This window comes from Pseudoxanthomonas sp., assembly GCF_051953815.1.
Classification (GTDB): domain Bacteria; phylum Pseudomonadota; class Gammaproteobacteria; order Xanthomonadales; family Xanthomonadaceae; genus Pseudoxanthomonas_A.
This window is the reverse complement of record NZ_JBQCIJ010000022.1, coordinates 121286-146332: the sequence shown is the minus strand read 5'-3', so window position 1 is coordinate 146332 and position 25047 is coordinate 121286. Positions and strand designations below refer to the sequence as shown.

Genomic DNA, 25047 nt, shown 5'->3' with positions numbered 1-25047 from the left:
GTCAACGCGCGCTCAGCCGCCGCTGTTCCGGTAGGCGGCCAGCGCCGCTTCGCGCCCTGCGGCCAGGTCCACCATCGGCGAGGCGGGATAGCCGGGCGCGAGCCGCGCGGCCAGCGCCGGCGATTCCCACGGCGCGAACCGCGCGGTCGCAGGCAACCCGCGCAGTTCCGGCACCCAGCGGGCGATGTACTCGCCCTGCGGGTCGAACCGGCGCGCCTGGGTGACCGGATTGAATACCCGGAAGTAAGGCGCGGCGTCGGCGCCGGTGCCCGCGGTCCACTGCCAGCCCAGGGTGTTGTTGGCCAGATCGGCGTCGACCAGCGTGTCCCAGAACCAGCGCGCTCCGTGCGACCAATGCACACGCAGGTGCTTGGTGAGGAAGCTCGCCACGATCATCCGCACCCGGTTGTGCATGTAGCCGGTCGCCCACAGTTCGCGCAGGCCGGCGTCGACGATCGGCACACCGGTCCGTCCCCGCTGCCAGGCATCCAGAACGCCGGCACCGGGCTTCGCCCAAGCGAAGCCGTCGAAACGCGGATTGAGGTTGCGGTCGGTGGTGTGCGGGAAGTGATGCAGCAGGTGCCAGGCGAACTCGCGCCAGCCCAGTTCGCGCAGGAATGCCTCCACTTCGGCGGCGTTGGCCGCGTTGCGCGCCTGCTCCAGCGCGGCGGCCACGCGCCACGGCGCGATCTCGCCGAAATGCAGGTGCGGGGAGAGCCGCGAGGTGCCCACGCGATCCGGGCGGTCCCGATCCTCGCGATAACCGCGCAGGGCGCCGTCGATGAAAATCTCCAGCGTTTCGCGGGCGCCTGCCTCGCCCGGCCGCCAGGCGTCCCAGAAGCCGCGATCCCAATCCGGCTTCGGCGCCAGCCCCAGCGAGGACAGCGGCACCGGCGCGGCGACATCGCAGGCCGGCAGGCGCGCGGGTGCCCGCCAGCACGACGGCAGCCGCCAACGCGCGCGCGCCGCACGCCAGAACGGCGTGAACACCCGGTACGGCGTGCTCTGCCCGGTCGCCAGATCCCACGGCTCGAAGAGCAGGCTGCCGTTCGCGCTTTCCACCCGCAATCCCTGCTCACGCAACTGCTTCTTCAGCGCGGCGTCGCGCGGCTGGGTCGCGGGTTCGTACTTGCGGTTCCAGAACACCGCCCGTGCGCCGCTCTCATGCAGGAGATCACGCAGCGCGGCCGCGGTCGGCCCCCCGCGCAGATGCAGCATCGATCCCCGCGAACGCAGATCGGCGTCCAGCGCCTGCAGGGACCGATGGCGCCAGGCATCCGATGCGGCACCCGGCGCCCACCCTCCCTCTTCTTCAGGCGCATGGATGTAGACCGGCAACGGCGTGTAGCCCTCTTCCAGCGCCATCCGCAGCGCCGGATTGTCATCCAGGCGCAGATCGTTGCGAAACCAGACGAGGGCGATCGGCAGATTCATTCGCTGCTGGCGCTCCATCACACGGCCTGTGTCATGGCGACGCCGGGTATGCGACATTCGCGGTCAGGACACCATAGCGTGCCAAGTACCACCATCTGATCTCCCAGGACGTTCCGATGGGCACACCATGCTGTGCATAGCATTGCTGTCGCGCGTCCAACTCCACGGGATCTGCGGGAAACATCGCCTTGAACGCATCGCTGCTGTCTGTTCCCACAATGAACATTTCCTGGTTGACGGCCAAGCTGATCACCGTCGTAGGCACGGCGGCCGCCAACAATCCGTGATAACCGACCGCATCGTTGCAAGTGAACGTGTAGGTTGGCTTCTGCCAAGGAGAACAGACGTTGGTCGCAGTGCAACGGACGTCGGAACCCTGTCCGATAAAGTCCTGAAAGTGCAGCCACGTCAATCGTGGCGTCGCGTGCAGAAGATTGGAAATCGAGGCCGCCAGGCTACTGCGTGTAGTGGAATCCAGTGTTGACCATGGACTCCAGAATGCCGGCGACCAGAGCACCGCGCCCGCACGCTTCTGGTACAAATCCCCGGACAACTGCAGGATATACGCCTTATATGCTTCCCTGATCTGCGCACCGCTGTAGCTGGTTCCTCCGACGTTGGAACCCGTGAAATAGTTGAGGTTCGCCTCCAACGTCAGGTACCAATGAAATGGGAGCGTCGGATACCGGGCTATCAGCGCATCCGCGATTTTCCTGGACAGGAGAATGTTGTCCCACCGATACCCGCTATCCATGATTCCGTGGAGATAACGGGATTGACCAGCGGACTCCCCCGGCCAGGGCAGATCCACGGTGCCCATGAATACATTGTCGAAGCAATGGAAGTAATCATCGACCAGATCCAGCTGCGCCACATACAGGTCACCATTGGCGTCTCCCGTATCGGAAAGGACCAGGTCGTAGATGTAGTCGGCGGTACCGGGCATACGGTGATGTTGGCAAACCGCTTCGAACCATTTCCGTGCCTTCCATGCCTCCGCCCCGGTCGGCACGCTGGCCACCTGCACGAACAGCCCCCTGGGGCCACCTGCCGATACCTGGTACGAAACAAACAGGCCAAGAAGCAACAACAGGCTACGCATGGTCAAACTCCCTTTCGTGGCGTGTGTCCTTACTCGAAGCTGCCGATGGAGTCGTGCGACAGATTGTCGAAGCGGGTGTACTCGCCGAAGAACTTCAGCTTGCACGAGCCGGTCGGGCCGCTACGCTGCTTGCCGATGATGATTTCGGCCAGGCCCTTGTCCGGCGAGTTTTCCTTGTTGTAATAGTCGTCGCGGTAGATGAACACGATCATGTCCGCGTCCTGCTCGATGGCGCCCGATTCGCGCAGGTCGGCCATGACCGGGCGCTTGTCGGTTCGCGTTTCCAGCGAGCGGTTGAGCTGGGACAGCGCGATCACCGGCACGTTCAGCTCCTTGGCCAGGCCCTTGAGCGAACGCGATATCTCCGAGATTTCGGTAGCGCGGTTCTCGCTGTTGCCGGGCACCGACATCAGCTGTAGGTAGTCGATCACCACCAGGCCCAGATCGTGCTCGCGCTTGAGCCGGCGGGACTTGGAGCGCAGCACCTCCGGCGACAGGCCGGGCGTGTCGTCGATGAAGATCTTGGTTTCCTTGAGCATCCGGATCGCGCTGGTGACGCGGCTCCAGTCCTCGTCTTCCAACTGGCCGGTGCGCAAGCGGGTGGCGTTGATGCGGCCATTCGAGGAAATCAGGCGCAACGCCAGCTGCGCGGCCGACATTTCCATCGAGAACACCGCCACCGCCTTCTTGGACTTGATGGCGGCGAACTCGGCGATGTTGAGCGCGAAGGTGGTCTTGCCCATGGCCGGACGCGCGGCCAGGATGATCAGGTCGGTCGGCTGCAGGCCGGCGGTCATCTGATCGAAATCGGTATAGCCGGTCGGCAGGCCGGTGACGTTGCCGCCGTTCTCGAAGCGGTTCTGCAGGACCTCGAAGGCATCCTTCAGCGCCGAGTTCATGCCGACGAAGTCGGTGCGCCCGCGCGCGCCCGCCTCGGCGATGGCGAATACCTTCTGCTCGGCCACCGCCAGCAGTTCCGCGCTTTCCTTGCCCTCGGGCTGGAAGGCGTCGTTGACGATGTCGGTGCCGACGTCGATCAGCTGGCGCATCACCGCCTTGTCACGGACGATTTCCGCGTAGGCGACGATGTTGGCCGCCGATGGCGTGCTGCTGGCCAGCTCGATCAGATAGGCGCCGCCGGCGACCTGTTCCAGATGCCCCTGCGATTCGAACCATTCGCCCAGGGTCACCGCATCGTACGGACGGCTGCGTTCGGCCAGTTCGCTGATGGCGCGGTAGATCAGCTGGTGATCGCGCCGGTAGAAATCCTTGTCGGTGAGCTTGTCGTTGATGCGGTCGTAGGCTTCCGGCGCCAGCATCAGGCCGCCCAGCACCGCCTGCTCCGCCTCCACCGAATGCGGCGGCACCCGCAACTGTTCGATTCGCGCATCCTGCGGGTCGTTGCGGAAACCTGGGCGGGCGGACATGGGGGCGACGGACTCCTGTGGCCGATGCGGGGCGAACGGAACGGGATTGGCCATGGTAGTCGCTCCACCGGCGGGTGGTTGCAGATAACCATGTGGATAACCGGTGGGCATCTCAGCGGCTGAGACACCCTCGACACCGGATGCGACGCACCGACGGACGGCATCGCGTCCGCGCGATGGCCGGGAAGATGCAGAGGGTACAAACGGAAACGGGCGCCGCGAGGCGCCCGTTCCGGTGCGGCACGGCCCGGGTTATCAGGCTTCGGCTTCGACCACCACCTTGACGGTGGTTTCGACGTCGGCGTGCAGCTTGGCGATGACTTCGAACTCGCCGATATTGCGGATCGGGCCTTCGCCCATCACCACTTCGCTCTTTTCCAGCGGCAGGCCGGCGGCGGTGAAGGCGTCGGCGATATCGCGCGGGCCCACCGAACCGAACAGCTTGCCTTCGGTCGAGGCGTTGGCCTTGATGGTCACGCTGGCGCCTTCCAGCTTGGCGCGGCGGCCTTCGGCGTCGTCATGCACGGCCTTGGCCTTGGCTTCGTACTCGGCGCGCTTGGCTTCGAACTCGGCCAGGTTGGCGGCGGTCGCCGGCACGGCCTTGCCCTGCGGCACCAGGTAGTTGCGGCCGTAGCCGGGCTTCACGTTGACCTTGTCGCCGAGGACGCCGAGGTTGGTCACTTTCTGCAGAAGAATCAGTTCCATCGTATTGCTCCGTATTCGTTAGCGGGCGGCTGGCCCGCAGCGTGGGCTGTCCGAATGACAGTGAAGAAAGAACCTCCCCTTCCGGGAAGGCTCACGGTGACCGGGCGCCTGGGCGTCCGGTCATCGACGCTTACACGTCGTGGTTGTCCGTGTACGGGATCAGCGCCAGAAAACGCGCGCGCTTGACCGCCGTGGCCAGCTGACGCTGGTAGCGGGACTTGGTGCCGGTGACGCGGCTCGGGACGATCTTGCCGGTCTCGGTCAGGTACTGGCGCAGGGTGTTGAGATCCTTGTAGTCGATCTCCTTCACACCTTCGGCCGTGAACTTGCAGAACTTGCGGCGACGGAAGAACTTGGACATGGGTGTGCTCCTTAAGCGGCTTCAGCGTTGTCGGAGGAGTCGGCGGCAGCTTCGGTGCTCTCGCCTTCTTCATCGTCGCGACGGCGGCGCTCACCACGCTCGGCCTTCTCGCCCTTCTCGTCCTTGTTCTTCATGATCAGGGACTGTTCGGTGTCGGCGCCATCGCGCTTGATCACCAGGTGACGCAGGATCGCGTCGTTGAAACGGAAGGTTTCGACCAGCTCGTTCAGCACGGCCTGGTCGGCCTCGATGTTGAGCAGGACGTAGTGGGCCTTCACCAGGTTCTGGATCGGGTAGGCCAGCTGGCGGCGGCCCCAGTCTTCCAGGCGGTGGATCTTGCCGTTGCCGTTCTCGATCAAGCCCTTGTAGCGCTCGATCATCGCCGGCACCTGCTCGCTCTGGTCCGGGTGGACCAGGAACACGACTTCATAGTGACGCATCGTTGTTTACCTTTCGGATGTAAGCCCGGCGGCCTCGCGGCGCCGGGCGGGACAGCTCCCCGACGTCCGGGCGGACGCGGTGGAGCAAGGACCCCGCCGTCTCGACGAGCGGCGGGGAGCCCGAAATTATGGCAGGTCAATGACTTGCAGGCAAATGGGCGGGAGTGGATGGCTGAGGACGGGGTGTCGCCGGCCCGGGGCGCGGCGTTCCGGGTTGGTCCCTGTCTTCGCATTACCTTTGAAGCAGATCAGAAATATCCTGCAACCATCTGATTTTCAATAATTTCCGCACGTTTTTAGACGTCGTCGCGGAAATGGGTCCCAGCGTTCGCCGGGACGACGATGGTGCTGACGGTCGCTTCCTGGACGCCGGTCCGTTGCCCCCCTCCGGCAACGTCGTGGAACCGCCGTCCCGGCGAGCGCCGGAAGCCATTCCGGCTCTGCCGGGGTCTCCCCCGGCGGCTCGGATGCCGGAGGCACAGGCATCCGACACGACATTCTCGAGAAACAACGACCGAAACGTGCCTCGCGCCTTTCCAGCCTCAGCGCCCCTTCTGCTCCAGGATCCAGGCGTCGATGCGCTTCTCCAGGGCTTCCAGCGGGACCGAGCCGGTGTTGAGCACTTCGTCGTTGAAGGCCCGCAGGTCGAACTTCGGCCCCAGCGCCTTGGCCGAGCGCTCGCGCAGCTCGGAGATCTTCAGCTGGCCGATCTTGTAGGCCAGCGCCTGTCCCGGCCAGGCGATATAGCGATCGATCTCGTTGACGATGTCCTGATCGGTCTTGGCGGCGTTGTCCTTGAAGTAGGCGATGGCCTTCTCCCGGCTCCAGCCCATCGAATGCATGCCGGTATCGACCACCAGCCGTACCGCCCGCCACATGTCGTAGGTCAGCTGGCCGAAACGGTCGTAGGGATCGTCGTACAGGCCCATGTCGTAGCCCAGGCGTTCGGCATACAGGCCCCAGCCCTCGCCGTAGGCGACGAAATAGGCGGTCTTGCGGAACATCGGCAGGTCGGGCAGTTCGATGCCGCGCGCCATCTGGAAGTGATGGCCGGGCACCGCCTCGTGCAGCGACAGCGCCATCATTTCCCACTTCGGCCGGGTCTCCGGCTTGTACAGGTTGACGTAGTAGTACCCCGCCCGACTGCCGTCGGCGGCGCCGGGCTGGTAATAGGCGGTGGTGGTGTCGGGCGCGGCGTTGTCCGGGATCGGGCGCACGCCGTAGGGCAGCCGCGGGATGGTGTGGAAGGCTTTGACCAGTTCCGGGTCGATCCGCTTGGAGAGCGCCTGATAGGCCTCCAGCAGCTCGGCCGGGGTCTTGTGGAAGTACTTCGGATCGCTGCGCAGGTGATCGAAGAAGGCATGCAGATCACCCTGGAAGCCGACCTGGGCCTTGATCTTCTCCATCTCGGCGCGGATGCGCGCGACCTCCTTCAGGCCGATCGCATGGATCTGCTGCGGGGTCAGCGGCGTGGTCGTGTAATAGGCGGCCATCGCCGCATAGAAATCCTGCCCGTCCGGCAGATCCGTGGCGGCGATGCTGGCGCGGCTGGCCGGCAGGTAGGTCTGGTCGAAATAGGCCTGCAGCTTGCGATACGCAGGCACCACCCGCTCGCGGATGACCTGCTGGGCTTCCTGGCGCAATCCGGCCCGGTCGGCTTCCGGCACGCCGTCGGCGAACTTCAGGAACGGCCGGTAGAACGGACTCCTGGCCGGGTCCTCGACGATCTGCGCGGCAATCTGCGCCGGCACCCGCTGCATCAGCACCTTCGGCGGCAGGTAGCCTTCGGCCACGCCCCGCTGCATCAGCAGCAGGGTCTGGTCGATCAGCGTGTCCAGGCCACGCAGGCGGGCGATCCAGTTGCGGTAGTCCTGCGTGCTGGCGAACGGCACCACTTCGGCCATGCCGTCGGCCAGTTGCACGCCGCCCTGGTGGCCGATGGGTTGCAGGTATTCCTTGAAGCGCTGGCGCGACACTGCCTGCTGCAGGTTCCACTCGAAGGTGTCGTAGTTGAGCTGGTCGGCCGGCGACAGGCCGTCGCGACCGATCGCGCGCAGCTTCTCCAGCGCGGCCCGGTCACTGGCCTCGCCGCGGGCGATGGCCTCCAGGCTGCGATCGCTCCAGCGGTCGTTGTAGCGGTTGTCGCCGTTGTAGCTGGCATTCTCCGGGCTCTCGCGCAGGCCCCGCTCCCATTCGGCCGCGAACAGCGCTTCCAGTGCGGCATGTTTGTCGGTGGCGGTCTGCGCGCGCAGCGGCGCGCAGACGGTGGCGGCCACCAGCGCGGCCAGCATCAGTGAACGGAACATCGAGCCTTCCCGGTGCGGAAAGCCCGGAAGCTTAACGTCTGCCCCGGCCAGCCGGCAGTGCCGGGACGGGCGTGGACCTCAGGCGGCGTCGGCCTGGGTGGTGAAGCTCTCGCCGCAGCCGCATTCGGCGGTGGCGTTGGGATTGCGGAACAGGAAGGTCTCGCCCAGGCCCTGCTTGGCGAAGTCGATTTCGGTGCCGTCCACCAGCGCCAGGCTCTGGGCATCGACGTAGATGCGGACGCCGCCGAATTCGAACACGGTGTCGCCCTCGCGCTCGTCGCGGGCCAGATCGGCGATATGGCCCCAGCCGGAACAGCCGGTGCGGGTGACGCCGAAGCGCAGGCCCAGCGCGCCCGGGGTCTGCGCGACGAAACGCTGCACGCGTTCCAGGGCGACGGGGGTCAGGGTGATGGCCATGCGTTCCTCCAGGCGGGATGTCGATTATAGGCCGTGGGCAGGGCGTTCGGCCCGCCGCTCCGGTAAACTCCACCGTTCCATAAATAGTCCTGTTACGGAAGGATTCAAGTCATGACGGTGGTGAGCGTCGAACATGCGCTGGCGGGCAAGATCCCGGCCGGCGGCGAAGTCACGGTACGCGGCTGGGTGCGCACGCGGCGCGATTCCAAGGCGGGCCTGTCCTTCGTGAATGTCAGCGACGGCTCCTGCTTCGCCGCCATCCAGGTGGTCGCGCCCAGCGAACTGGACAACTACGAATCCGAAATCAAGCGCCTGACCGCCGGTTGCGCGGTGATCGCCACCGGCACCCTGGTGCCCTCGCAGGGCCAAGGCCAGAGCTTTGAAATCCAGGCCAGCCGGATCGAGGTCATTGGCTGGGTGGAGGATCCGGAGACCTACCCGATCCAGCCCAAGGCGCACTCGCTGGAGTTCCTGCGCGAAGTCGCCCATCTGCGCCCGCGCACCAACCTGTTCGGCGCGGTCACCCGCATCCGCAACTGCCTGGCCCAGGCCGTCCACCGGTTCTTCCACGAACGCGGCTTCTACTGGATCAGCACGCCGATCATCACCACCTCCGACGCCGAGGGCGCCGGCCAGATGTTCCGCGTCTCGACCCTGGACATGGCCAACCTGCCCCGCGACGGCAAGGGCGCGGTGGATTTCTCGCGCGACTTCTTCGGCAAGGAAACCTTCCTGACCGTGTCCGGCCAGCTCAACGTCGAGGCCTATTGCCTGTCGCTGAGCAAGGTCTACACCTTCGGTCCGACTTTCCGCGCCGAGAACAGCAACACCACCCGCCACCTGGCCGAGTTCTGGATGATCGAGCCGGAGATCGCGTTCGCCGATCTGGCCGCCGACGCGGACCTGGCCGAGGATTTCCTCAAGTACCTGTTCCGCGCGGTGCTGGACGAGCGCGGCGACGACATGGCGTTCATCGCCGAACGCGTGCAGCCCGACGCGATCACCCGCCTGGAGACCTTCATCAACGCGCCGTTCGAGCGCATCGACTACACCGATGCCATCGGCCTGCTGCAGAAGTCCGGCAAGAAGTTTGACTTCCCGGTCGAATGGGGCCTGGATCTGCAGACCGAGCACGAGCGCTGGCTGACCGAGCAGCACGTCGGCCGTCCGGTGGTGGTGATGAACTATCCCGAGCACATCAAGGCCTTCTACATGCGCCTGAACGACGACGGCAGGACCGTCGCGGCGATGGACGTGCTGGCCCCGGGCATCGGCGAGATCATCGGCGGCAGCCAGCGTGAAGAGCGCCTGGACGTTCTGGACGCGCGCATGGCGCAGTTCGGCCTGGATCCGGCGCACTACGGCTGGTACCGCGACTTCCGCCGCTACGGCACGGTGCCGCACGCCGGTTTCGGCCTGGGCTTCGAGCGCCTGGTGGTGTACGTCTGCGGACTGAGCAACATCCGCGACGCCATCCCCTACCCGCGCGCGCCCGGCAGCGCCGAGTTCTGAACCGGAGCGGATTGCAACGATGCTCCTGTTCTTCGCCCTGTGCTTCGTCGGCGTCGCCATCGCCGGCTTCTGCGCGTTCGTGATCTTCTGGCCGCTCACGCTGGTGCACATCCGCGACCGCCATGCCGCGCTCGGCGCGCAGTGGGGCGAAGGCGCGTTCCTCAAGCCGGTCGCGCTGCGCTGGCTGCTGGCGCGCGGCTACCGGTCGCTGCGGGACGGCTCGCTGAGCGGCCTGGCCGCGCCGGCGCGCATCTCGCTGCTGGTGATCTTCATCGCCCTGGCGTCGTCGGGGCTGCTCACGCTGTTCTCGCTGGTGATCAAATGAACGATGCGATCCATGACGACGCGGTCCATGACGCCTGGTACGTGGCCTCGCTTGGCCGGACCTTGATCTGGGCTCGCCTGCGGGTGCTGGAAGCCGGCACCGCGCAGGTGCTGGACAGCGACGGCAACACCCTGACCTACGACAGCGAGGACAGCGCCCGAGGCGCATTGTTCGATGCCGAATTCGTCGCCTACGACGGACTGGACGAGGAAGACGCCCTGCAGCGCGGCTTCTCGCTGCACGAGGTCAGCCCGCCGCGCGCCGACGATGACGAGGCGCTGCCGGCGCTGATGGTGCAGCAACTGGGCGGTCGCGCCTGACGATGTACACCCCGCGCGCGTTCGCCGAGACGGATCTGCGCGAACTGGATCGGCTGATCGCCCGTGATGCCTTCGTCACCCTGATCACGACCGACGCCGGCGGCGCGCCGTTCGTCAGCCACATCCCGGTGCTGTACGCGCGCGACGGGGAACGCATCGTCATCGAAGGCCACTGGGCCAGGCCGAATCCACAGGCGCGGCATGCCGGCCCGGCCCTGCTGATCGTGCACGGTCCGCACGCCTATCTCTCGCCGGGCTGGTATCCGGACAAGGAAAGCGCCGCGCGCGTGCCGACCTGGAACTACGCGGTCGCCCATCTGCACGGCACGCTGGAAACCACCGAGGATGCCGCCACGCTCGCCGGCATCGTCGATCGCCTGAGCCAGGCCAACGAAACGCGGGTGGGCAGCGATTGGCGGTTCGAGCCCGCGCGCCCGGATCACGCCGGCCAGTTGCGCGGCATCACCGGTTTCCGTTTCCAGGCCGAGCGGGTGGAACTCAAGTTCAAGCTCAGCCAGAACCATCCCGAAACCAACGTGCGTGGCGCGGCCGCCGGGCTGCGGGCACAGGACGATGCGAACGCACACGAGGTCGCGGCGCTGATGCTGGAGCGGCTGGAACGCCGGCGCTCGCCGTAGGAGCGGCGTAGACTGCGGGTCCGGCATTTCGAGGAGTTCCGATGGATCTGAACCTGTCCGGCCGCCACGCGCTGGTCTGCGGCGCATCCGAAGGCATCGGCCACGCGGCGGCGCGCGAACTGGCCCTGCTCGGCGCCGGCGTCACCCTGCTCGCCCGGCGCGCCGAGGTGCTGGCCGACGTCGCCGCGAGCCTGCCGATCGTGGCGGAGGGTCAATCGCATGACTGGCTCGCGGTGGATCTGGCCGACCATGCCGCCCTGCAGGCGAGCGTGGAAGCACGGGCGGCGAAGGCTCCCGTGCACATCCTGATCAACAACACCGGCGGGCCGCCGGGCGGCCGTGCCATCGATGCCGGCGCGGGCGCCTACCTGGACGCTTTCCAGCGCCACCTGCTCGCCAACCAGTTGCTGGCCCGCGCGCTCGTGCCGGGGATGCGGGACGCCGGCTGGGGCCGCATCGTCAACGTGGTGTCGACCTCGGTCAAGGAGCCCATTCCCAATCTCGGCGTCTCCAACACCATCCGCGGCGCGGTCGCCTCCTGGGCCAAGACGCTTTCGCGCGAACTTGGCGCCGACGGCATCACCGTCAACAACGTGCTGCCCGGCTACACCCGCACCCGGCGCCTGCAGCAGATCCTCGACGACCGCAGCGCCGCCAGCGGCAAGGACGAGGCCAGCGTCGCCGCCGGCATGCTGGCCACGGTGCCGGCCGGCCGGTTCGCCGACCCGGCCGAAGTCGCCGCCGCCATCGCCTTCCTCGCCTCGCCCGCCGCCGCCTACATCAGCGGCGTCAGCCTCGCGGTGGACGGCGGTCGCATGCAATCCATCTGAGCGGAGCGCGTCGCGGCGAGGTGACCGCAATGCAGCAGGCCAACCGCGCGGGCCGGGTTAAGCTGGGGCCATGCAATCGCTGACCCACTGGATCGACGGCCAGCCACAGGCGGCCCGCAATGGCGGCTGGCTGCCGGTGCATGCGCCCGCCGACACTCTTCCCTACGCCCGCGTCGCCGACGGAGATGCCGCCGACGTCGCGGCGGCGATCGACGCGGCGGTGCGCGCGGCGCCCGGCTGGGCCTCGCTGCGTCACAGCGAACGCGCCGCCTGGCTGGAACGCCTGGCCACCGCGCTGGAGGCGCGCCTGGACGATTTCGCCCGCGCCGAGTCCCGCGACGGCGGCAAGCCGATCCGGCTGGCGCGCGAGGTGGAAATCCCGCGTGCGGTCGCCAACCTGCGTTTCTTCGCCCAGGCCGCGGCTCAAACCGCCAGCGAATCGCACCATGGCGAGGCGGGCCTCAACTACACCCTGCGCCAGCCGCTGGGCGCGGTGGCGACCATCTCGCCCTGGAACCTGCCGCTGTACCTGTTCACCTGGAAAATCGCCCCCGCGCTGGCCGCCGGCAACACGGTGGTGGCCAAACCCTCGGAGGTCACGCCGCTGACCGCCACGATGCTGGCGGAACTGGCGGCGGAGATCGGCTTCCCGTCCGGGGTGTTCAATCTGGTCCACGGCACCGGACCGCGGGTGGGCGAACCGCTGGTGGCCGATCCGCGGATCAAGGCGGTCTCCTTCACCGGCAGCACCCGGGTCGGCCAGCGCATCGCCGCCCTCGCCGCGCCGCAGTTGAAGAAGATCTCGCTGGAACTGGGCGGCAAGAATCCGACCCTGGTGTTCGCCGACAGCGACTGGCGCAACCAGCTCGACACGCTGGTGCGTTCGGCGTTCCAGAATTCGGGTCAGATCTGCCTGTGCGGTTCGCGCCTGCTGGTCGAACGGACCATCCTGGATGAATTCCGCGAAGCGTTCGTGGCCCGTGCCGCCGCCCTTAAAACCGGCGATCCGGCGGATCCCTCGACCGATCTCGGCCCGCTGGTCTCGCAGGCCCATCACGACAAGGTCGTGGCCTGCATCGCCCGCGCCCGCGCCGAGGGCGGGCGCTTCCTGCTGGGCGGTGACGCGTCCCCGCGCGGCGGCTGGTTCGTCGAACCCACCCTCATCGATGGGCTGGGTCCCGATGCCGCGAGCAACCTCGAAGAGATCTTCGGGCCGGTGGCGACCCTGCAGGCCTTCGACAACGAGGAGCATGCGCTGGCCCTGGCCAACGCCGGCGACTACGGCCTGGCCGCGATGATCTGGACCCGCGATCTCGGCCGCGCCCATCGCCTGGCGGCACGGGTCCGCGCCGGCATCGTCTGGATCAACACCTGGCTCATGCGCGACCTGCGCACGCCGTTCGGCGGCATGGGCCAGTCGGGCCTGGGCCGCGAGGGCGGGCTGGAAGCGATGCGCTTCTTCACCGAGGCCCGGAATGTCTGCATCGACCTGCGCTGAGGGGCGCCCGCCATACCGCCCCGAATCGCTCCGATGGCTGACGATCCGCGTCGATGGGCGCAAACTACGCGGTGGACCGCCCCGCGCGGCCCCTCCCCCGACCGAACCGGATACCGCCGATGACCGATAGCGAACTCGAGAAGCTGCTGCGCAACAACCGTGAATGGGCCGAGCGGATCAAGCACGAGGATCCCGGTTTCTTCAAGCGCCTGTCGCAACAGCAATCGCCGCGCTATCTGTGGATCGGCTGCTCCGACTCGCGCGTGCCCGCCAACCAGATCCTGGGCCTGGATCCGGGCGAGGTGTTCGTCCATCGCAACATCGCCAACGTCATGTCGCATGGCGATCTCAATTGCCTGTCGGTCATCCAGTTCGCGGTCGACATCCTCAAGGTCGAGCACATCCTGCTGGTCGGCCATTACGGCTGCGGCGGCGTGCACGCGGCGATGACCGGCGCGCGGGTCGGGCTGGCCGACAACTGGCTGCGCCACGTCGCCGACGTGGCGACCAAGCACGCCGTCCGCCTGGCCGAGGAAGACACCGAATCGCTGCGCCACGCCCGCCTGTGCGAACTGAACGTGATCGAGCAGGTGTTCAACGTCTGCCAGACCACCGTCGTGCAGGACGCCTGGGCGCGCAGGCAGCCGCTGACCGTGCATGGCTGGGTCTACAGCCTGTTCGACGGCCGCGTGCGCGAGCTGGGCATGGACGTGGACGCGGCCGAGCGCCTGCACCCCACCTACGAACAGGCGCTGGCGCGGATGCCCGCGCGCGGGGACCGGCGCGATGAGTGAAGGCATCCGGACCGGAGCGGCCCCGGCCCCGGTGGGTGCGTATCCGCACGCGCGCCGGGTCGGCCCGTTGCTGTTCCTGTCCGGCATCGGCCCGCGCGATCCGGCCAGCGACGCGATTCCCGGCAACGACTATTTCGCCGACGGACGCGTGCGCGGCTACGACATCCAGGCCCAGGCGCGCGCGGTGTTCGCCAACGTCCGCGCGGTGCTGGAAGCCAGCGGCGCGCGCTGGGAGGATCTGGTCGACGTGACCGTCTACCTCACCGACATGGCGCGCGACTTCAAGGCCTACAACCAGATCTGGGCCGAGCATTTCCCGGATCCGGCGCGCGCGCCCTGCCGCACCACCCTGGGCATCACCGCGCTGCCCACGCCCATCGCCATCGAACTCAAATGCGTCGCCGCATTGCCCGAGGAACGCTGACATGCTGCCCGGACCGATCAACCTGCTGGCCTGGATCGAGGAACACCGCCATCTGCTGAAGCCCCCGGTCGGCAACAAGGTGATCTACGCGGGCGACTTCATCGTCATGGTGGTCGGCGGCCCCAACCAGCGCACCGACTTCCACTACGACGAGGGCCCGGAGTGGTTCTACCAGCTGGAAGGCGAGATGGTCCTGAAGATCCAGGAAGACGGCGCCGTCCGCGACATCCCGATCAAGGCCGACGAAGTCTTCCTGCTGCCGCCGCGCGTGCCGCACTCGCCGCAGCGCATGCCCGAATCGGTGGGACTGGTGATCGAACGCCGGCGCCTGGCGCATGAGCAGGACGGCCTGCTGTGGTACTGCGAACACTGCAACCACAAGCTGTACGAGGAGTACTTCACCCTGAAGAACATCGAAACGGATTTCCCGCCGGTGTTCGATCGCTTCTATTCCTCGCGCGAACACCGCACCTGCGCGCGATGCGGACATCTGAACCCGGCGCCGGGCAAGTACGTGATGGCGGATACCTGAGCCCCATGCTGAAGATCGACACCCACGCCCACTTCCTGCCGCGCGACTGGCCGGATCTGGCCGGCAAGTACGGGGACAACCGTTTCCCCGTCATCCACCACGGCGACGACGGCCGCCACCGCATCTACAAGGATGGGCGTTTCTTCCGCGAGATCTGGCCCAAGACCTGGGATCCGGTGGAACGCATCGCCGACTACGCCAAGTTCGGCGTGCAGGTGCAGGTGATCAGCACGGTGCCGGTGATGTTCAGCTACTGGGCCAAGCCGCACCAGGCGCTGGAACTGCACCAGGCTCTCAATGATCACACCGCCGCGGCCTGCCGCGACTACCCGCGCCACTACGCCGGCATCGGCACCGTGCCGCTGCAATCGCCGCGACTGGCGGTGCAGGAACTGGAACGCTGCATGGATCAGCTGGGCCTGCAGGGCGTGCAGATCGGCAGCCACGTCAACGACTGGAACCTGGATGCGCCGGAACTGTTCGAGTTCTTCCAGGCCGCCAGCGAACTGGGCGCCGCCATCCTGGTGCACCCCTGGGACATGATGGGCGCGGCCTCCATGCCCAAATACTGGCTGCCCTGGCTGGTCGGCATGCCGGCCGAGCAGTCGCGCGCGGCCTGCTGCCTGATCTTCGGCGGCGTGCTGGAACGCCTGCCCGGCCTGAAGGTCTGCTTCGCCCACGGCGGCGGCAGCTTCCCCTACACCATCGGCCGCATCGAACATGGCTTCAACATGCGCCCGGATCTGGTCGCCACCGACAACCACCGCAATCCGCGCGAGTACCTGGACCGGGTGTACTTCGATTCCTGGGTCGCCGATCCGCGCGCGCTGCGCTACCTGCTGGATACCGTCGGCACCGGCCGGGTGATGCTGGGCACCGACTATCCGTTCCCGCTGGGCGAACAGGAACCCGGCGCCGGCATCGCCGCACTGGGGCTCGGCGAATCCGAGCAGGCCCGCCTCTATCACGGCACCGCGCTGGAATGGCTCGGCCTGTCGCGGCAACGGTTCGACTGACCATGCCGCACCTGACCGTCCAGTACACCGCCAATCTCGTCCTCGACGCGGACACGCTGCTGGGGCGGCTCAACCATGCCCTGGTGGCCAGTGGCCATTTCGGCGAGGAGGCGATCAAGAGCCGCCTCGTGGCGCTGGACGGCTTCCGCGTCGGTACCGACGAACACGCGCCGCGCGCGTTCGTGCATGCCCGCCTGCGCATCCTGCCCGGTCGCGACGAGACCGTGCGCGCGATGCTGTCCGAAACCCTCCAGCAGGTCCTGCGCGAACATCTGCCGGCAGGTCCGTACCACCTGCAGATCTGTTCGGAAGTCAGCGAGCTTCCCGCCAGCTACCGCAAGACCACCGTTCTTCCCTTCTCTTCACCGGCCTCTTCATGACCGACGCGCTGTCCCGCACCCACGCCATCGCCCTCGACGCCGCCGATCCGCTGCGCGCCCTGCGCAACGAGTTCCTGATCCCCAAGCACAAGCACAACGAGCAACTGTATTTCTGCGGCAACTCGCTGGGCCTGCAACCGCGCGGCGCGCGCAGGTACGTGCAGGAAGTGCTGGACAAGTGGGCCAACGAGGCGGTGGAAGGCCATTTCACCGAACCGGCGCAATGGATGACCTATCACGAGCTGGTCCGCGACGGGCTGGCGGACGTGGTGGGCGCGCAACCGGCCGAAGTGGTGGCGATGAACTCGCTGACCGCCAACCTGCACTTGATGATGGTCAGCTTCTACCGCCCCACCGCCGAGCGTCCGGCCATCCTGATGGAGGCCGGCGCGTTCCCGTCGGATCGCTATGCGCTGGAATCGCAGGTGCGCTTCCACGGTTTCGATCCGGCGCGCGATCTGATCGAAGTGGAGCCCGACCAGGCCGACGGCACCGTGTCGATGCAGGCCATCGAGCGGGCCATCGCCGAGCACGGTCCCCGGCTGGCGCTGGTGTTGTGGCCCGGCATCCAGTACCGCACCGGGCAGGCATTCGATCTCGCGGAAATCACCCGCCTGGGCCACGCCCAGGGCGCGCTGGTCGGTTTCGACCTCGCCCACGCGGTCGGCAACCTGCCGCTGCAATTGCATGACAGCGGCGCCGACTTCGCGGTGTGGTGCCACTACAAGTACCTCAACGCCGGCCCGGGCGCGGTTGCCGGCGCGTTCGTGCACGCGCGCCATGCCGATACCGACCGGCCGCGTTTCGCCGGCTGGTGGGGGCACCGCAAGGACACCCGTTTCCGGATGGGGCCGGAGTTCGCGCCCACCTCCGGCGCCGATGGCTGGCAGCTCAGCAACCCGCCGATTCTGGGCATCGCGCCGCTGCGCGCTTCGCTGGAGGTGATCGCGCAGGCCGGCGGCATGCGCGCGCTGCGCGCCAAATCGGAAAAGCTGACCGGCTTCCTGGAAGCGCTGATCCGCGCGCGGGTCGGCGACGCCTTGCAGATCGTCACGCCGTCCGATCCGGCCCAGCGCGGCGCGCAGCTGTCGCTGCGGGTGGTCGGCGGCCGCGAGCGCGGGCGCGACCTGTTCGAGTACCTCGCCTCGGTCGGCACCCTCGGCGACTGGCGCGAGCCGGACGTGATCCGCATCTCGCCCGCCCCGCTGTACAACCGATTCATGGACGTCTACCGCTTCGTCGAGGAAGTGGAGACCTGGCGCGGCGTCTGATCCGGAGCACCCTGTGAGCACAGCTAACGACCGTTCCCTCACCGTCATCGGCGCCGGCCTGGCCGGCGCCCTGCTGGCCACCCTGCTGGCCCGCAGGGGATGGCGGGTGGATGTCTACGAAAAACGCGGCGACCCGCGCCTCAAGGGTTACGCGGGCGGACGCTCGATCAACCTGGCGCTGGCCGAACGTGGCCGCCACGCGCTGCGCCAGGCCGACGCCGACGAAGCGGTGATGAAGCAGGCGGTGATGATGCGCGGGCGCATGGTCCATCCGCGCGACGGCCAGCCGCAGTTGCAGCGCTACGGCCGCGACGACTCGGAAGTGATCTGGTCGGTGCACCGCGGCGATCTCAACATCACCCTGCTCGATCTGGCCGAACAGGCCGGCGCCTCGCTGCATTTCCACCGCCAGCTGGATGCGGTCGATTTCCAGGACCGCGTCGCCACCTTCGTCGACGACCGCGACGGCGGCCGGCATCCGGTCGATTTCGTGTCGCTGGTCGGCGCCGACGGCGCCGGCTCGTCGCTGCGCGCGGCCATGCGCCAGCGCGCCGACCTGGGCGAGCGCACCGACTTCCTCGATCATTCGTACAAGGAACTGGAAATCCCGCCCGCCGCCGACGGCGGTTTCCAGATCGAACCCAACGCCCTGCACATCTGGCCGCGCGGCCGCTACATGTGCATCGCCCTGCCCAACGACGAAAAGACCTTCACCGTCACCCTGTTCCTGCCCAACCACGGCGATCCCGGCTTCGACACCGTGCATACGCCGGCCCAGGCCCGCGCGCTGTTCGAGCGCGATTTTCCGGATGCGATCCCGCTGATTCCGCATCTGGAGCAAGACTGGCACCGCAACCCGGTCGGCCAGCTGGCGACGCTGTACCTGGACCACTGGCACATCGACGAGCGCGCCGTGCTGCTGGGCGATGCCGCGCACGCGATGGTGCCGTTCCACGGCCAGGGCATGAACTGCGCGTTCGAGGACTGCGTGGCGCTGGCCGAGCAACTGGAACGGCACGACGACCGCGCCGAGGCCTTCGCTGCCTTCGCCCGCGAGCGCCAGCCCAATGCCCGTGCCATCCAGGAAATGGCGCTGGAAAACTACGTGGAAATGCGCGACAAGGTGGACGACGACGCGTTCCTGCTCCAGCGCGAACTGGAACGCGCGCTGCAGGAACGGCACCCGGGCCGGTTCGTGCCGCACTACACCATGGTCACCTTCATGCGCATTCCCTATCGGGTCGCGCTGGAGCGCAGCATCATCCAGCGCGAGCTGCTGGTGGAAGCCACCCGCGGCCGCGAGCGGCTGGATCAGGTCGACTGGGCGCAGGTGGACGTCGAGGTGACGCGCCGGCTCCCGCCGCTGGAGGCCGAGTCGCGGTGAGCGCCAGCTTCCTGTTCTACGATCTGGAAACCTTCGGCGCGGATCCGCGCCGGACCCGCATCGCCCAGTTCGCCGCACAACGCACCGACGCGGCGCTGAATCCGGTCGAGGAGCCCATCAGTTTCTTCGTCCAGCCGGCCGACGACTTGCTGCCCTCGCCGACCGCGACCCTGATCACCGGCATCTCGCCGCAACAGGCCCGGCGCGACGGCGTCAACGAAGCCGCCGCGTTCGCCCGCATCGCCGAGGAGATGGCGCGTCCGCAGACCTGCACGCTGGGCTACAACTCGCTGCGGTTCGACGACGAATTCGTCCGCCACGGGCTGTTCCGCAACTTCCACGATCCCTACGAGCGCGAGTGGCGCAACGGCAATTCGCGCTGGGACCTGCTCGACGTCATGCGGCTGACCCATGCCCTGCGCCCGGACGGCATCGTCTGGCCGCAGCGCGAGGACGGCGTCACCTCGTTCCGGCTGGAACACCTGGCCCTGGCCAACGACGTGCGCCAGGGCGACGCCCACGAGGCGCTGTCGGACGTGCGCGCCACCATCGGCATGGCCCGGCGCATGCGCGAGGCGCAGCCGCGGTTGTGGGAATACGCGCTGAAACTGCGCGACAAGCGTTTCGCCGCCAGCCTGCTGGATACCGTGGCGATGACGCCGGTCCTGCACGTGTCGCAGCGCTACCCCGCCAGCCGCATGTGCGCGGCGCTGGTGCTGCCGCTGGCCCGCCATCCGCAATACGACAACCGGATCATCGTCTTCGATCTGGAGGCCGATCCGGATCGGCTGCTGCACCTGGCGCCGGAGGCCATCGCCGATCGCCTGTATACCCCGGCCGCGGATCTGCCGCCGGGCGAGAGCCGGATTCCACTCAAGGAAATCCATCTCAACAAGGCGCCGGTGCTGGTCGCCCTGGCCCATCTGCGCGACGCCGATTTCGAGCGCCTGGGCATCGACATGCTGATCGCCGAAACCCATGCCGCCCGCCTGCGCGCGGCGGGTCCGGCGCTGGCCGAAAAGGTCCGGCGGGTGTTCGGCGGCGAACGCGAGTTCGCCGCGCCCGACGTCGACGCGTCGCTGTACGGCGGTTTCCTCGCCGACGGGGACCGCCGCCGGTTCCCCGAGGTGCGCGCCACGCCGCCGGAACTGCTGGGCCAGCGCGACTTCGGCTTCCGCGATCCGCGCCTGCCGGAACTGCTGTTCCGCTACCGCGCGCGCAACTGGCCGGACACCTTGACCGCCGACGAACGCCTGCGCTGGGATGATTACCGTCGCCGGCGCCTGGGCGGCGACAGTGGACTGTCGGAGTACGGCTTCGAGAGCTTCCACGCGGAAATCGCCGCGCTGCGCGCGGCCCCCACCACCGACGGCCCGAAGCAGGCCCTGCTCGATCAGTTGCAGGCCTGGGGCCGGGATCTGGAGCAGAGCCTGTGAGCAGTTATTTTTCCGACGCCAGTTTCAAGTTCCTGCGCGGGCTGGCGCGGCACAACGACAAGACCTGGTTCGCCGCGCACAAGGCGCAGTACGAGGATCACGTCAAGGAACCGTTCCTGCGCCTGCTGACCGATCTGCAGCCGGATCTGGCGCAGGTCAGCCAGCATTTCCGTTCGGATCCCAAGACGGTCGGCGGTTCGCTGTTCCGGATCTACCGGGACGCGCGCTTCTCCACCGACAAGTCCCCCTACAAGCCCTGGCAGGGCGCGCGCCTGTACCACGAGCGCCGCAAGCAGGTCGCGGCGCCCTCGTTCTACATCCACCTGCAACCGGGTGAGTGCTTCGTCGGGGCCGGGTTGTGGCATCCCGAGCCGGACACCCAGCGCCGGGTCCGCCAGTTCATCTTCGACAATCCCGGCAGCTGGAAGGCCGCCGCGCACGCACCGAAGTTCCGCCGCCGTTTCGATTTCGAGGAAAGCGAGAGGCTGACCCGGCCGCCGCGCGGATTTCCGGCCGATTTCGAATTCATCGACGATCTGAAGCACAGGAATTTCGTGTTCTGGCGCTCGCTGGAGGACAGCGTGATGACCGGGCCGAAGCTTCGCCAGGTGCTGGCCGCGGATCTCGCCGCGCTGGGCCCGTTCGTCGACTATCTGTGCGCGGCCCTGGATCTGGAGTTCTAGCCATGAAGAAGTGGATCGCGTTGATCGTCCTGCTGATCGCCGGCTTTGTCGGCTATCTCGCCGCCGGCCCCTATCTGGCGATCAACGGCATCCGCCAGGCCCTGGCCGAACAGGACACCGCCAGGCTGGAACGCCATGTCGACTTTGCCGCGCTGCGGGTCAACCTGCGCGCGCAGGTCGAGGATCAACTGGCCCGTCGCGCCGGTCCCGAATTCCAGTCCAGCCTGCTGGGCTCGTTCGCCCTGTCGGTGGCCAACAACGTGATCGGCAGCGGCGTCGACACGATGGTCACGCCGCTGGGCATCGGCGCGATCCTGCAGGGCCGTTCGATGTGGAAGAAGGCGGTCGGGGATACCGTCGGCGGCGATACCCATGCCCCGGCGGTGCCCGCGGATCCGCTGAAGAACGCCGAGCATCGTTTCGAATCCCTGTCGCGCTTCACCGCGACCATCCACGACGAGAACGGCCGCCCGGTGGTCTGCGTGTTCACCCGCCAGGGCCTGCGCTGGCGCCTGACCGACATCCGCCTGCCGCTGGATTGATCACGACGCTGGCGCCGCCGGGGCCGTTCGCCCCTTCCCCGCAACTTCTCCGCCGCGCAGGCCCGCTTCGACAACCGGCGCGCTATCGGTCCCGCGGACGCCACTCCCGGCGAGCGCGGGCCAGCCGCAGGAAGCGCGCCGCCAGTTGCCAGCGCGCGGCGCGCGGCAGGCGGGCCAGTGCTTCCCGCGGATCGGCGACCTCGCCGCCCGGCTGCCAGGCGAACGCGATCCGGTTCCCCATGCGGGGTTCTTCCAGCGCCAGCGCGCGGCCATCGAAAGCACGGCGCAGGCGCACCAGATGCCGGCGCGCGTCGGTCGCGTACAGGTTCACCGCCATCGCCCCGCCAGCGTCCAGCGCATCGCGGCAATCGTCGTAGAAAGCCTGGGTCGAGACGGCGGGCGAGATGCCCTCCGGTTCGTACGCGTCCACCAGCAGCAGGTCATAGGCGCCACGGCGCTGCCGCAGCATCGCCGCGCCATCGCCCAGGCGGGCGTGGAAGCGGCCACCGTTGGGGGGAATGCGGAAGGTCTCGCGCAATGCCAGCACGCCGGCATGGCTTTCGAACGCCTCGATGTGCGCATCTGGCAGATGACGATGGCAGAACTTGGCCTGGGAGCCGCCGCCCAGCCCGATGATGCCGATCCGGCCCGGCTGCGGACGCAGCAGCAGCGCCGCCATCATGGTCCGCGTATAGCCGACCTGCAGCACGTCCGGCCACCAGGTGAGCATCCGGCTCTGGGTCACGTCGCGGGTGAACTGCAGCGTGGTGTACCACCAGCCACGATGGACCCGGGGCGCGTCTTCCCTCACGGCACCGGATCGTTGGCGACGCCGTGCGGGACGTGGCCGGCGGCCACGTGCGGACGCGCGCTGTCGATGTTGTGCTGCGAATCGTCGAAGAAGATGTCGGCGCCGAACGCGTCCAGGAACGGTCCCTTGTGGCGACCGCCGAGGAACAGCGCCTCGTCCAGGCGCACGCCCCATTCGCGCAGCGTGCGGATGACCCGTTCGTGCGCCGGCGCCGAACGCGCGGTGACCAGCGCGGTCCGGATCGGCGAATGCTCGCCAGCCGGGAACACCTGCTGCAACTGGTGCAGCGCCGACAGGAATCCCTTGAACGGGCCGCCGGACAGCGGCGCGCGCGCGTTCTCGCGCTCATGCCGGCCGAAGGCTTCCACGCCCTGCTCGCGCGAGATGCGCTCGCTCTCGTCGCCGAAGATCACCGCGTCGCCGTCGAACGCGATCCGCAGTTGGCCGTCGTGCCGCTGCTGATGCGCCTGCGCCGGCAGGATGGTCGCGGCGGCGATGCCGTGCTCCAGCGAGCGCCGGACCGAATCCGGATTGGCCGAGAGGAACAGATCCGCGCCGAACGGCCGGATGTACGGCCAGGTCGGTTCGCCGGAGGTGAACACCGCGCGGACGATGCCCAGGCCGTGGTGCTGGATCGAATTGAAGATGCGCAGGCCGGTGTCGGCGGAATTGCGCGACAACAGGATGACCTCCACCCGCGGCGTGTCGTCGGCCGCGCCGGCGTTGAGCGCCAGCAGCTTGCGCACCACCGGGAAGGCGACGCCGGGCGCCAGCACGTCGTCCTCGTGCTTGCGCTGGTAGTCGCTGTAGACGTCGACGCCCTGGCGTTCGAACAGTGTGTGGCTGTCCTCCAGATCGAACAGGGCGCGCGAGGTCACCGCGACGGTCAGCAGGCGGGGGGTGTTGTCGGCCATGCGCACAGTATCGGCGATCGCGGGGCCCACCCGCGAGCGCCGTCCCGCGCCCCGCTCAGTCCGCGCTGGAATCGATCGTGAAGCGCGCGGGCGGGCCTCGCCGGTAGTCGCGGGTGATCGCGCGCACCTCGACTTCCATCCGCAGCGGCTTCTGCTGCGCCGGCGCATCGTCCGGCCACAGGAACAGCAGTTCGGCCCGACGGCTGTCGCTGATCACCCGCACCGGCTCGGCCGGGAACAGCGCATACGGGCTGTCCGCCGAGACCACCCGGAACTCGAACCCGATGTCTTCCAGCCCGTATTCGCCACGCGGCCAGTCCAGGCGCACGCCAAGCAGGCCCGAGCCGTCGCAGGTACCGGGGTTTCCGCCCAACCCGCGCGTGATCTCGGTGACCTTCAATGCGGGCGCTTTCAGGGTGTCCTCCGGCGCATCCGAAGGCGTCGCCCCGGCCTGCAGTTCGAACGGCGCCATGTGCGTGTTCAGGCCGCACGCCTCCACCGCCTGCGCGGGCAACAGCGCGCACAGTCCCCACAACCACCAGCCTTTCATCCCCTGACTCCTCGGCATCGGATTACGCTTCCGCCGGCACTCCTCCCGATGCCGGACGGCCCTGTCGTTGCTTGCTGCACGGCGTCCCCACGCCGCTTCCCTACACCACGAACTGCTCGCTGAGGATACGTTCCTCCAGATTGTGCTCCGGGTCAAACAGCAACGTCACGGTCCGGTCCTGCGACTCGCGGATGGTGACCTCGACCACGTCGCGGACCTCGTGCGAATCGGCGGTCGCGCTGACCGGCCGCTTGTACGGGTCCAGCACCCGGAACTTCACTTCGGTATTGGCCCGCAGGATCGCGCCCCGCCAGCGGCGCGGCCGGAACGGCGCGATCGGGGTCAGCGCGATCGTGCTAGACCCCAGCGGCAGGATCGGCCCGTGCGCGGAGAAGTTGTAGGCGGTGCTGCCGGCGGGCGTGGCGGTCAGCACGCCGTCGCAGATCAGTTCGTCCAGCCGGGTCTGGCCATTGAGGTCGATGCGGATGTGCGCGGCCTGGCGGGTCTGGCGCAGCAGCGACACCTCGTTGTAGGCCAGCGAGCCGATGCTGGCACCGGACTCGGTCAGCGCCAGCATTTCCAGCGGCCGCAGCTTGGCCGGCTCGGCCTGGGCGATCCGGTCCAGCAGGTCCTCGCTGCGGTACTGGTTCATCAGGAAGCCCACGGTTCCCAGCTTCATGCCGAACACCGGCTTGCCCAGGCTGCCGTGCCGGTGCAGGGTCTGCAGCATGAACCCGTCGCCGCCCAGCGCGCACAGCACGTCGGCATCCTGGGGATCGTGGCTGCCATGCAGGGTGGTCAGTTCGGTCAGCGCCTGCTGCGCCTCGGCGGCGGGACTGGCGAGAAAGGCGATGCGGGGCGTCTGGCTCATCCCGGGTTCCTGGTGGCTTGCCGGAGAGGATAACGGCAGAAGCTCCGGATTGGATGACCGGGACCGACGAGCCGCGTGATGGCGGGATCGCGCACGCCGCACGCGTCGAAGCGCCCTGCGCCCA

Annotated in this window: 28 protein-coding genes; 16 read left to right on the top strand and 12 right to left on the bottom strand. The window is 67.9% G+C overall.

Annotated elements, in window-relative coordinates:
• Window positions 1–12 precede the first annotated feature (12 nt).
• The 8 genes from ACTHN1_RS05980 to ACTHN1_RS05945 all read right to left on the bottom strand — a co-directional run bounded on the left by ACTHN1_RS05980 (window position 13) and on the right by ACTHN1_RS05945 (window position 8192).
• Window positions 13–1428, bottom strand: a complete 1416-nt coding sequence (locus tag ACTHN1_RS05980) for a cryptochrome/photolyase family protein (protein WP_440470082.1) — start codon at window positions 1426–1428, stop codon at window positions 13–15.
• A 37-nt stretch (window positions 1429–1465) separates the two neighbouring features.
• The gene (locus ACTHN1_RS05975; RefSeq protein ID WP_440470041.1) at window positions 1466–2536 is read right to left on the bottom strand and encodes a hypothetical protein; all 1071 of its coding nucleotides are present in this window, start codon (window positions 2534–2536) and stop codon (window positions 1466–1468) included.
• 29 nt (window positions 2537–2565) lie between these two features.
• Window positions 2566–3963, bottom strand: coding sequence for a replicative DNA helicase (locus ACTHN1_RS05970; protein WP_440470040.1), 1398 nt, complete (start codon window positions 3961–3963; stop codon window positions 2566–2568).
• Between the two features lie 255 nt (window positions 3964–4218).
• The gene (gene rplI / locus ACTHN1_RS05965; RefSeq protein ID WP_440470039.1) at window positions 4219–4668 is read right to left on the bottom strand and encodes a 50S ribosomal protein L9; all 450 of its coding nucleotides are present in this window, start codon (window positions 4666–4668) and stop codon (window positions 4219–4221) included.
• A 130-nt stretch (window positions 4669–4798) separates the two neighbouring features.
• Window positions 4799–5029, bottom strand: coding sequence for a 30S ribosomal protein S18 (rpsR, locus tag ACTHN1_RS05960; protein ID WP_079726029.1), 231 nt, complete (start codon window positions 5027–5029; stop codon window positions 4799–4801).
• A gap of 11 nt (window positions 5030–5040) precedes the next feature.
• Window positions 5041–5469: a 30S ribosomal protein S6 gene (gene rpsF / locus ACTHN1_RS05955; protein ID WP_440470038.1), complete on the bottom strand. Its 429-nt coding sequence runs from the start codon at window positions 5467–5469 to the stop codon at window positions 5041–5043.
• A gap of 542 nt (window positions 5470–6011) precedes the next feature.
• Entirely contained in the window at window positions 6012–7775 is a 1764-nt protein-coding gene (locus ACTHN1_RS05950; protein WP_440470037.1) for a DUF885 domain-containing protein, read from the bottom strand.
• A gap of 78 nt (window positions 7776–7853) precedes the next feature.
• Window positions 7854–8192 carry a HesB/IscA family protein gene (locus ACTHN1_RS05945; protein ID WP_440470036.1) on the bottom strand — a complete coding sequence of 113 codons (339 nt, stop codon included), beginning with the start codon at window positions 8190–8192 and terminating at the stop codon, window positions 7854–7856.
• Between the two features lie 111 nt (window positions 8193–8303).
• Here ACTHN1_RS05945 and asnS point away from each other — a divergent pair, with 111 nt between their 5' ends.
• The 16 genes from asnS to ACTHN1_RS05865 all read left to right on the top strand — a co-directional run bounded on the left by asnS (window position 8304) and on the right by ACTHN1_RS05865 (window position 21777).
• Window positions 8304–9704, top strand: a complete 1401-nt coding sequence (asnS, locus tag ACTHN1_RS05940; protein ID WP_440470035.1) for an asparagine--tRNA ligase — start codon at window positions 8304–8306, stop codon at window positions 9702–9704.
• 19 nt (window positions 9705–9723) lie between these two features.
• Window positions 9724–10029, top strand: coding sequence for a hypothetical protein (locus tag ACTHN1_RS05935; RefSeq protein ID WP_440470034.1), 306 nt, complete (start codon window positions 9724–9726; stop codon window positions 10027–10029).
• On the top strand, window positions 10026–10349 hold the full coding sequence (locus tag ACTHN1_RS05930) for a hypothetical protein (RefSeq protein ID WP_440470033.1): 324 nt from the start codon (window positions 10026–10028) through the stop codon (window positions 10347–10349). Before ACTHN1_RS05935 ends, ACTHN1_RS05930 begins: the two co-directional genes overlap by 4 nt.
• A 2-nt stretch (window positions 10350–10351) precedes the next feature.
• Window positions 10352–10987 carry an FMN-binding negative transcriptional regulator gene (locus tag ACTHN1_RS05925; protein WP_440470032.1) on the top strand — a complete coding sequence of 212 codons (636 nt, stop codon included), beginning with the start codon at window positions 10352–10354 and terminating at the stop codon, window positions 10985–10987.
• 41 nt (window positions 10988–11028) lie between these two features.
• The gene (locus tag ACTHN1_RS05920; RefSeq protein WP_440470031.1) at window positions 11029–11817 is read left to right on the top strand and encodes an SDR family oxidoreductase; all 789 of its coding nucleotides are present in this window, start codon (window positions 11029–11031) and stop codon (window positions 11815–11817) included.
• Window positions 11818–11887: 70 nt separating this feature from the next.
• Window positions 11888–13315 (top strand): aldehyde dehydrogenase, encoded by a 1428-nt coding sequence (locus ACTHN1_RS05915; protein WP_440470030.1) that lies wholly within the window; start codon window positions 11888–11890, stop codon window positions 13313–13315.
• A gap of 119 nt (window positions 13316–13434) precedes the next feature.
• Complete coding sequence (can, locus tag ACTHN1_RS05910) at window positions 13435–14109, top strand: carbonate dehydratase (protein ID WP_440470029.1); 675 nt, start codon at window positions 13435–13437, stop codon at window positions 14107–14109.
• Complete coding sequence (locus tag ACTHN1_RS05905) at window positions 14102–14533, top strand: RidA family protein (protein ID WP_440470028.1); 432 nt, start codon at window positions 14102–14104, stop codon at window positions 14531–14533. Before can ends, ACTHN1_RS05905 begins: the two co-directional genes overlap by 8 nt.
• Before the next feature lies 1 nt (window position 14534).
• Complete coding sequence (locus ACTHN1_RS05900; protein WP_440470027.1) at window positions 14535–15065, top strand: 3-hydroxyanthranilate 3,4-dioxygenase; 531 nt, start codon at window positions 14535–14537, stop codon at window positions 15063–15065.
• Between the two features lie 5 nt (window positions 15066–15070).
• Window positions 15071–16081: an amidohydrolase family protein gene (locus ACTHN1_RS05895; protein ID WP_440470026.1), complete on the top strand. Its 1011-nt coding sequence runs from the start codon at window positions 15071–15073 to the stop codon at window positions 16079–16081.
• Between the two features lie 2 nt (window positions 16082–16083).
• The gene (locus ACTHN1_RS05890) at window positions 16084–16461 is read left to right on the top strand and encodes a 5-carboxymethyl-2-hydroxymuconate Delta-isomerase (RefSeq protein WP_440470025.1); all 378 of its coding nucleotides are present in this window, start codon (window positions 16084–16086) and stop codon (window positions 16459–16461) included.
• A complete protein-coding gene (kynU, locus tag ACTHN1_RS05885) occupies window positions 16458–17732 on the top strand; it encodes a kynureninase (RefSeq protein ID WP_440470024.1) in 1275 nt (424 codons plus the stop codon). Before ACTHN1_RS05890 ends, kynU begins: the two co-directional genes overlap by 4 nt.
• Window positions 17733–17745: 13 nt before the next feature.
• Window positions 17746–19116 (top strand): FAD-dependent oxidoreductase, encoded by a 1371-nt coding sequence (locus ACTHN1_RS05880; protein ID WP_440470023.1) that lies wholly within the window; start codon window positions 17746–17748, stop codon window positions 19114–19116.
• Window positions 19113–20552 carry an exodeoxyribonuclease I gene (sbcB, locus tag ACTHN1_RS05875; protein ID WP_440470022.1) on the top strand — a complete coding sequence of 480 codons (1440 nt, stop codon included), beginning with the start codon at window positions 19113–19115 and terminating at the stop codon, window positions 20550–20552. Before ACTHN1_RS05880 ends, sbcB begins: the two co-directional genes overlap by 4 nt.
• Complete coding sequence (locus tag ACTHN1_RS05870; protein ID WP_440470021.1) at window positions 20549–21235, top strand: DUF2461 domain-containing protein; 687 nt, start codon at window positions 20549–20551, stop codon at window positions 21233–21235. The genes sbcB and ACTHN1_RS05870 overlap by 4 nt, the downstream gene beginning before the upstream one ends.
• Before the next feature lie 2 nt (window positions 21236–21237).
• A complete protein-coding gene (locus ACTHN1_RS05865) occupies window positions 21238–21777 on the top strand; it encodes a DUF2939 domain-containing protein (RefSeq protein ID WP_440470020.1) in 540 nt (179 codons plus the stop codon).
• Between the two features lie 82 nt (window positions 21778–21859).
• Here ACTHN1_RS05865 and ACTHN1_RS05860 read toward each other — a convergent pair whose 3' ends face one another.
• The 4 genes from ACTHN1_RS05860 to ACTHN1_RS05845 all read right to left on the bottom strand — a co-directional run bounded on the left by ACTHN1_RS05860 (window position 21860) and on the right by ACTHN1_RS05845 (window position 24923).
• A complete protein-coding gene (locus ACTHN1_RS05860) occupies window positions 21860–22588 on the bottom strand; it encodes a transferase (RefSeq protein WP_440470019.1) in 729 nt (242 codons plus the stop codon).
• On the bottom strand, window positions 22585–23502 hold the full coding sequence (locus ACTHN1_RS05855; protein ID WP_440470018.1) for a 5'-nucleotidase: 918 nt from the start codon (window positions 23500–23502) through the stop codon (window positions 22585–22587). The genes ACTHN1_RS05860 and ACTHN1_RS05855 overlap by 4 nt, the downstream gene beginning before the upstream one ends.
• Before the next feature lie 55 nt (window positions 23503–23557).
• Window positions 23558–24052, bottom strand: a complete 495-nt coding sequence (locus ACTHN1_RS05850; protein ID WP_440470017.1) for a hypothetical protein — start codon at window positions 24050–24052, stop codon at window positions 23558–23560.
• A 100-nt stretch (window positions 24053–24152) separates the two neighbouring features.
• On the bottom strand, window positions 24153–24923 hold the full coding sequence (locus tag ACTHN1_RS05845; protein ID WP_440470016.1) for an NAD kinase: 771 nt from the start codon (window positions 24921–24923) through the stop codon (window positions 24153–24155).
• Window positions 24924–25047: the final 124 nt, after the last annotated feature.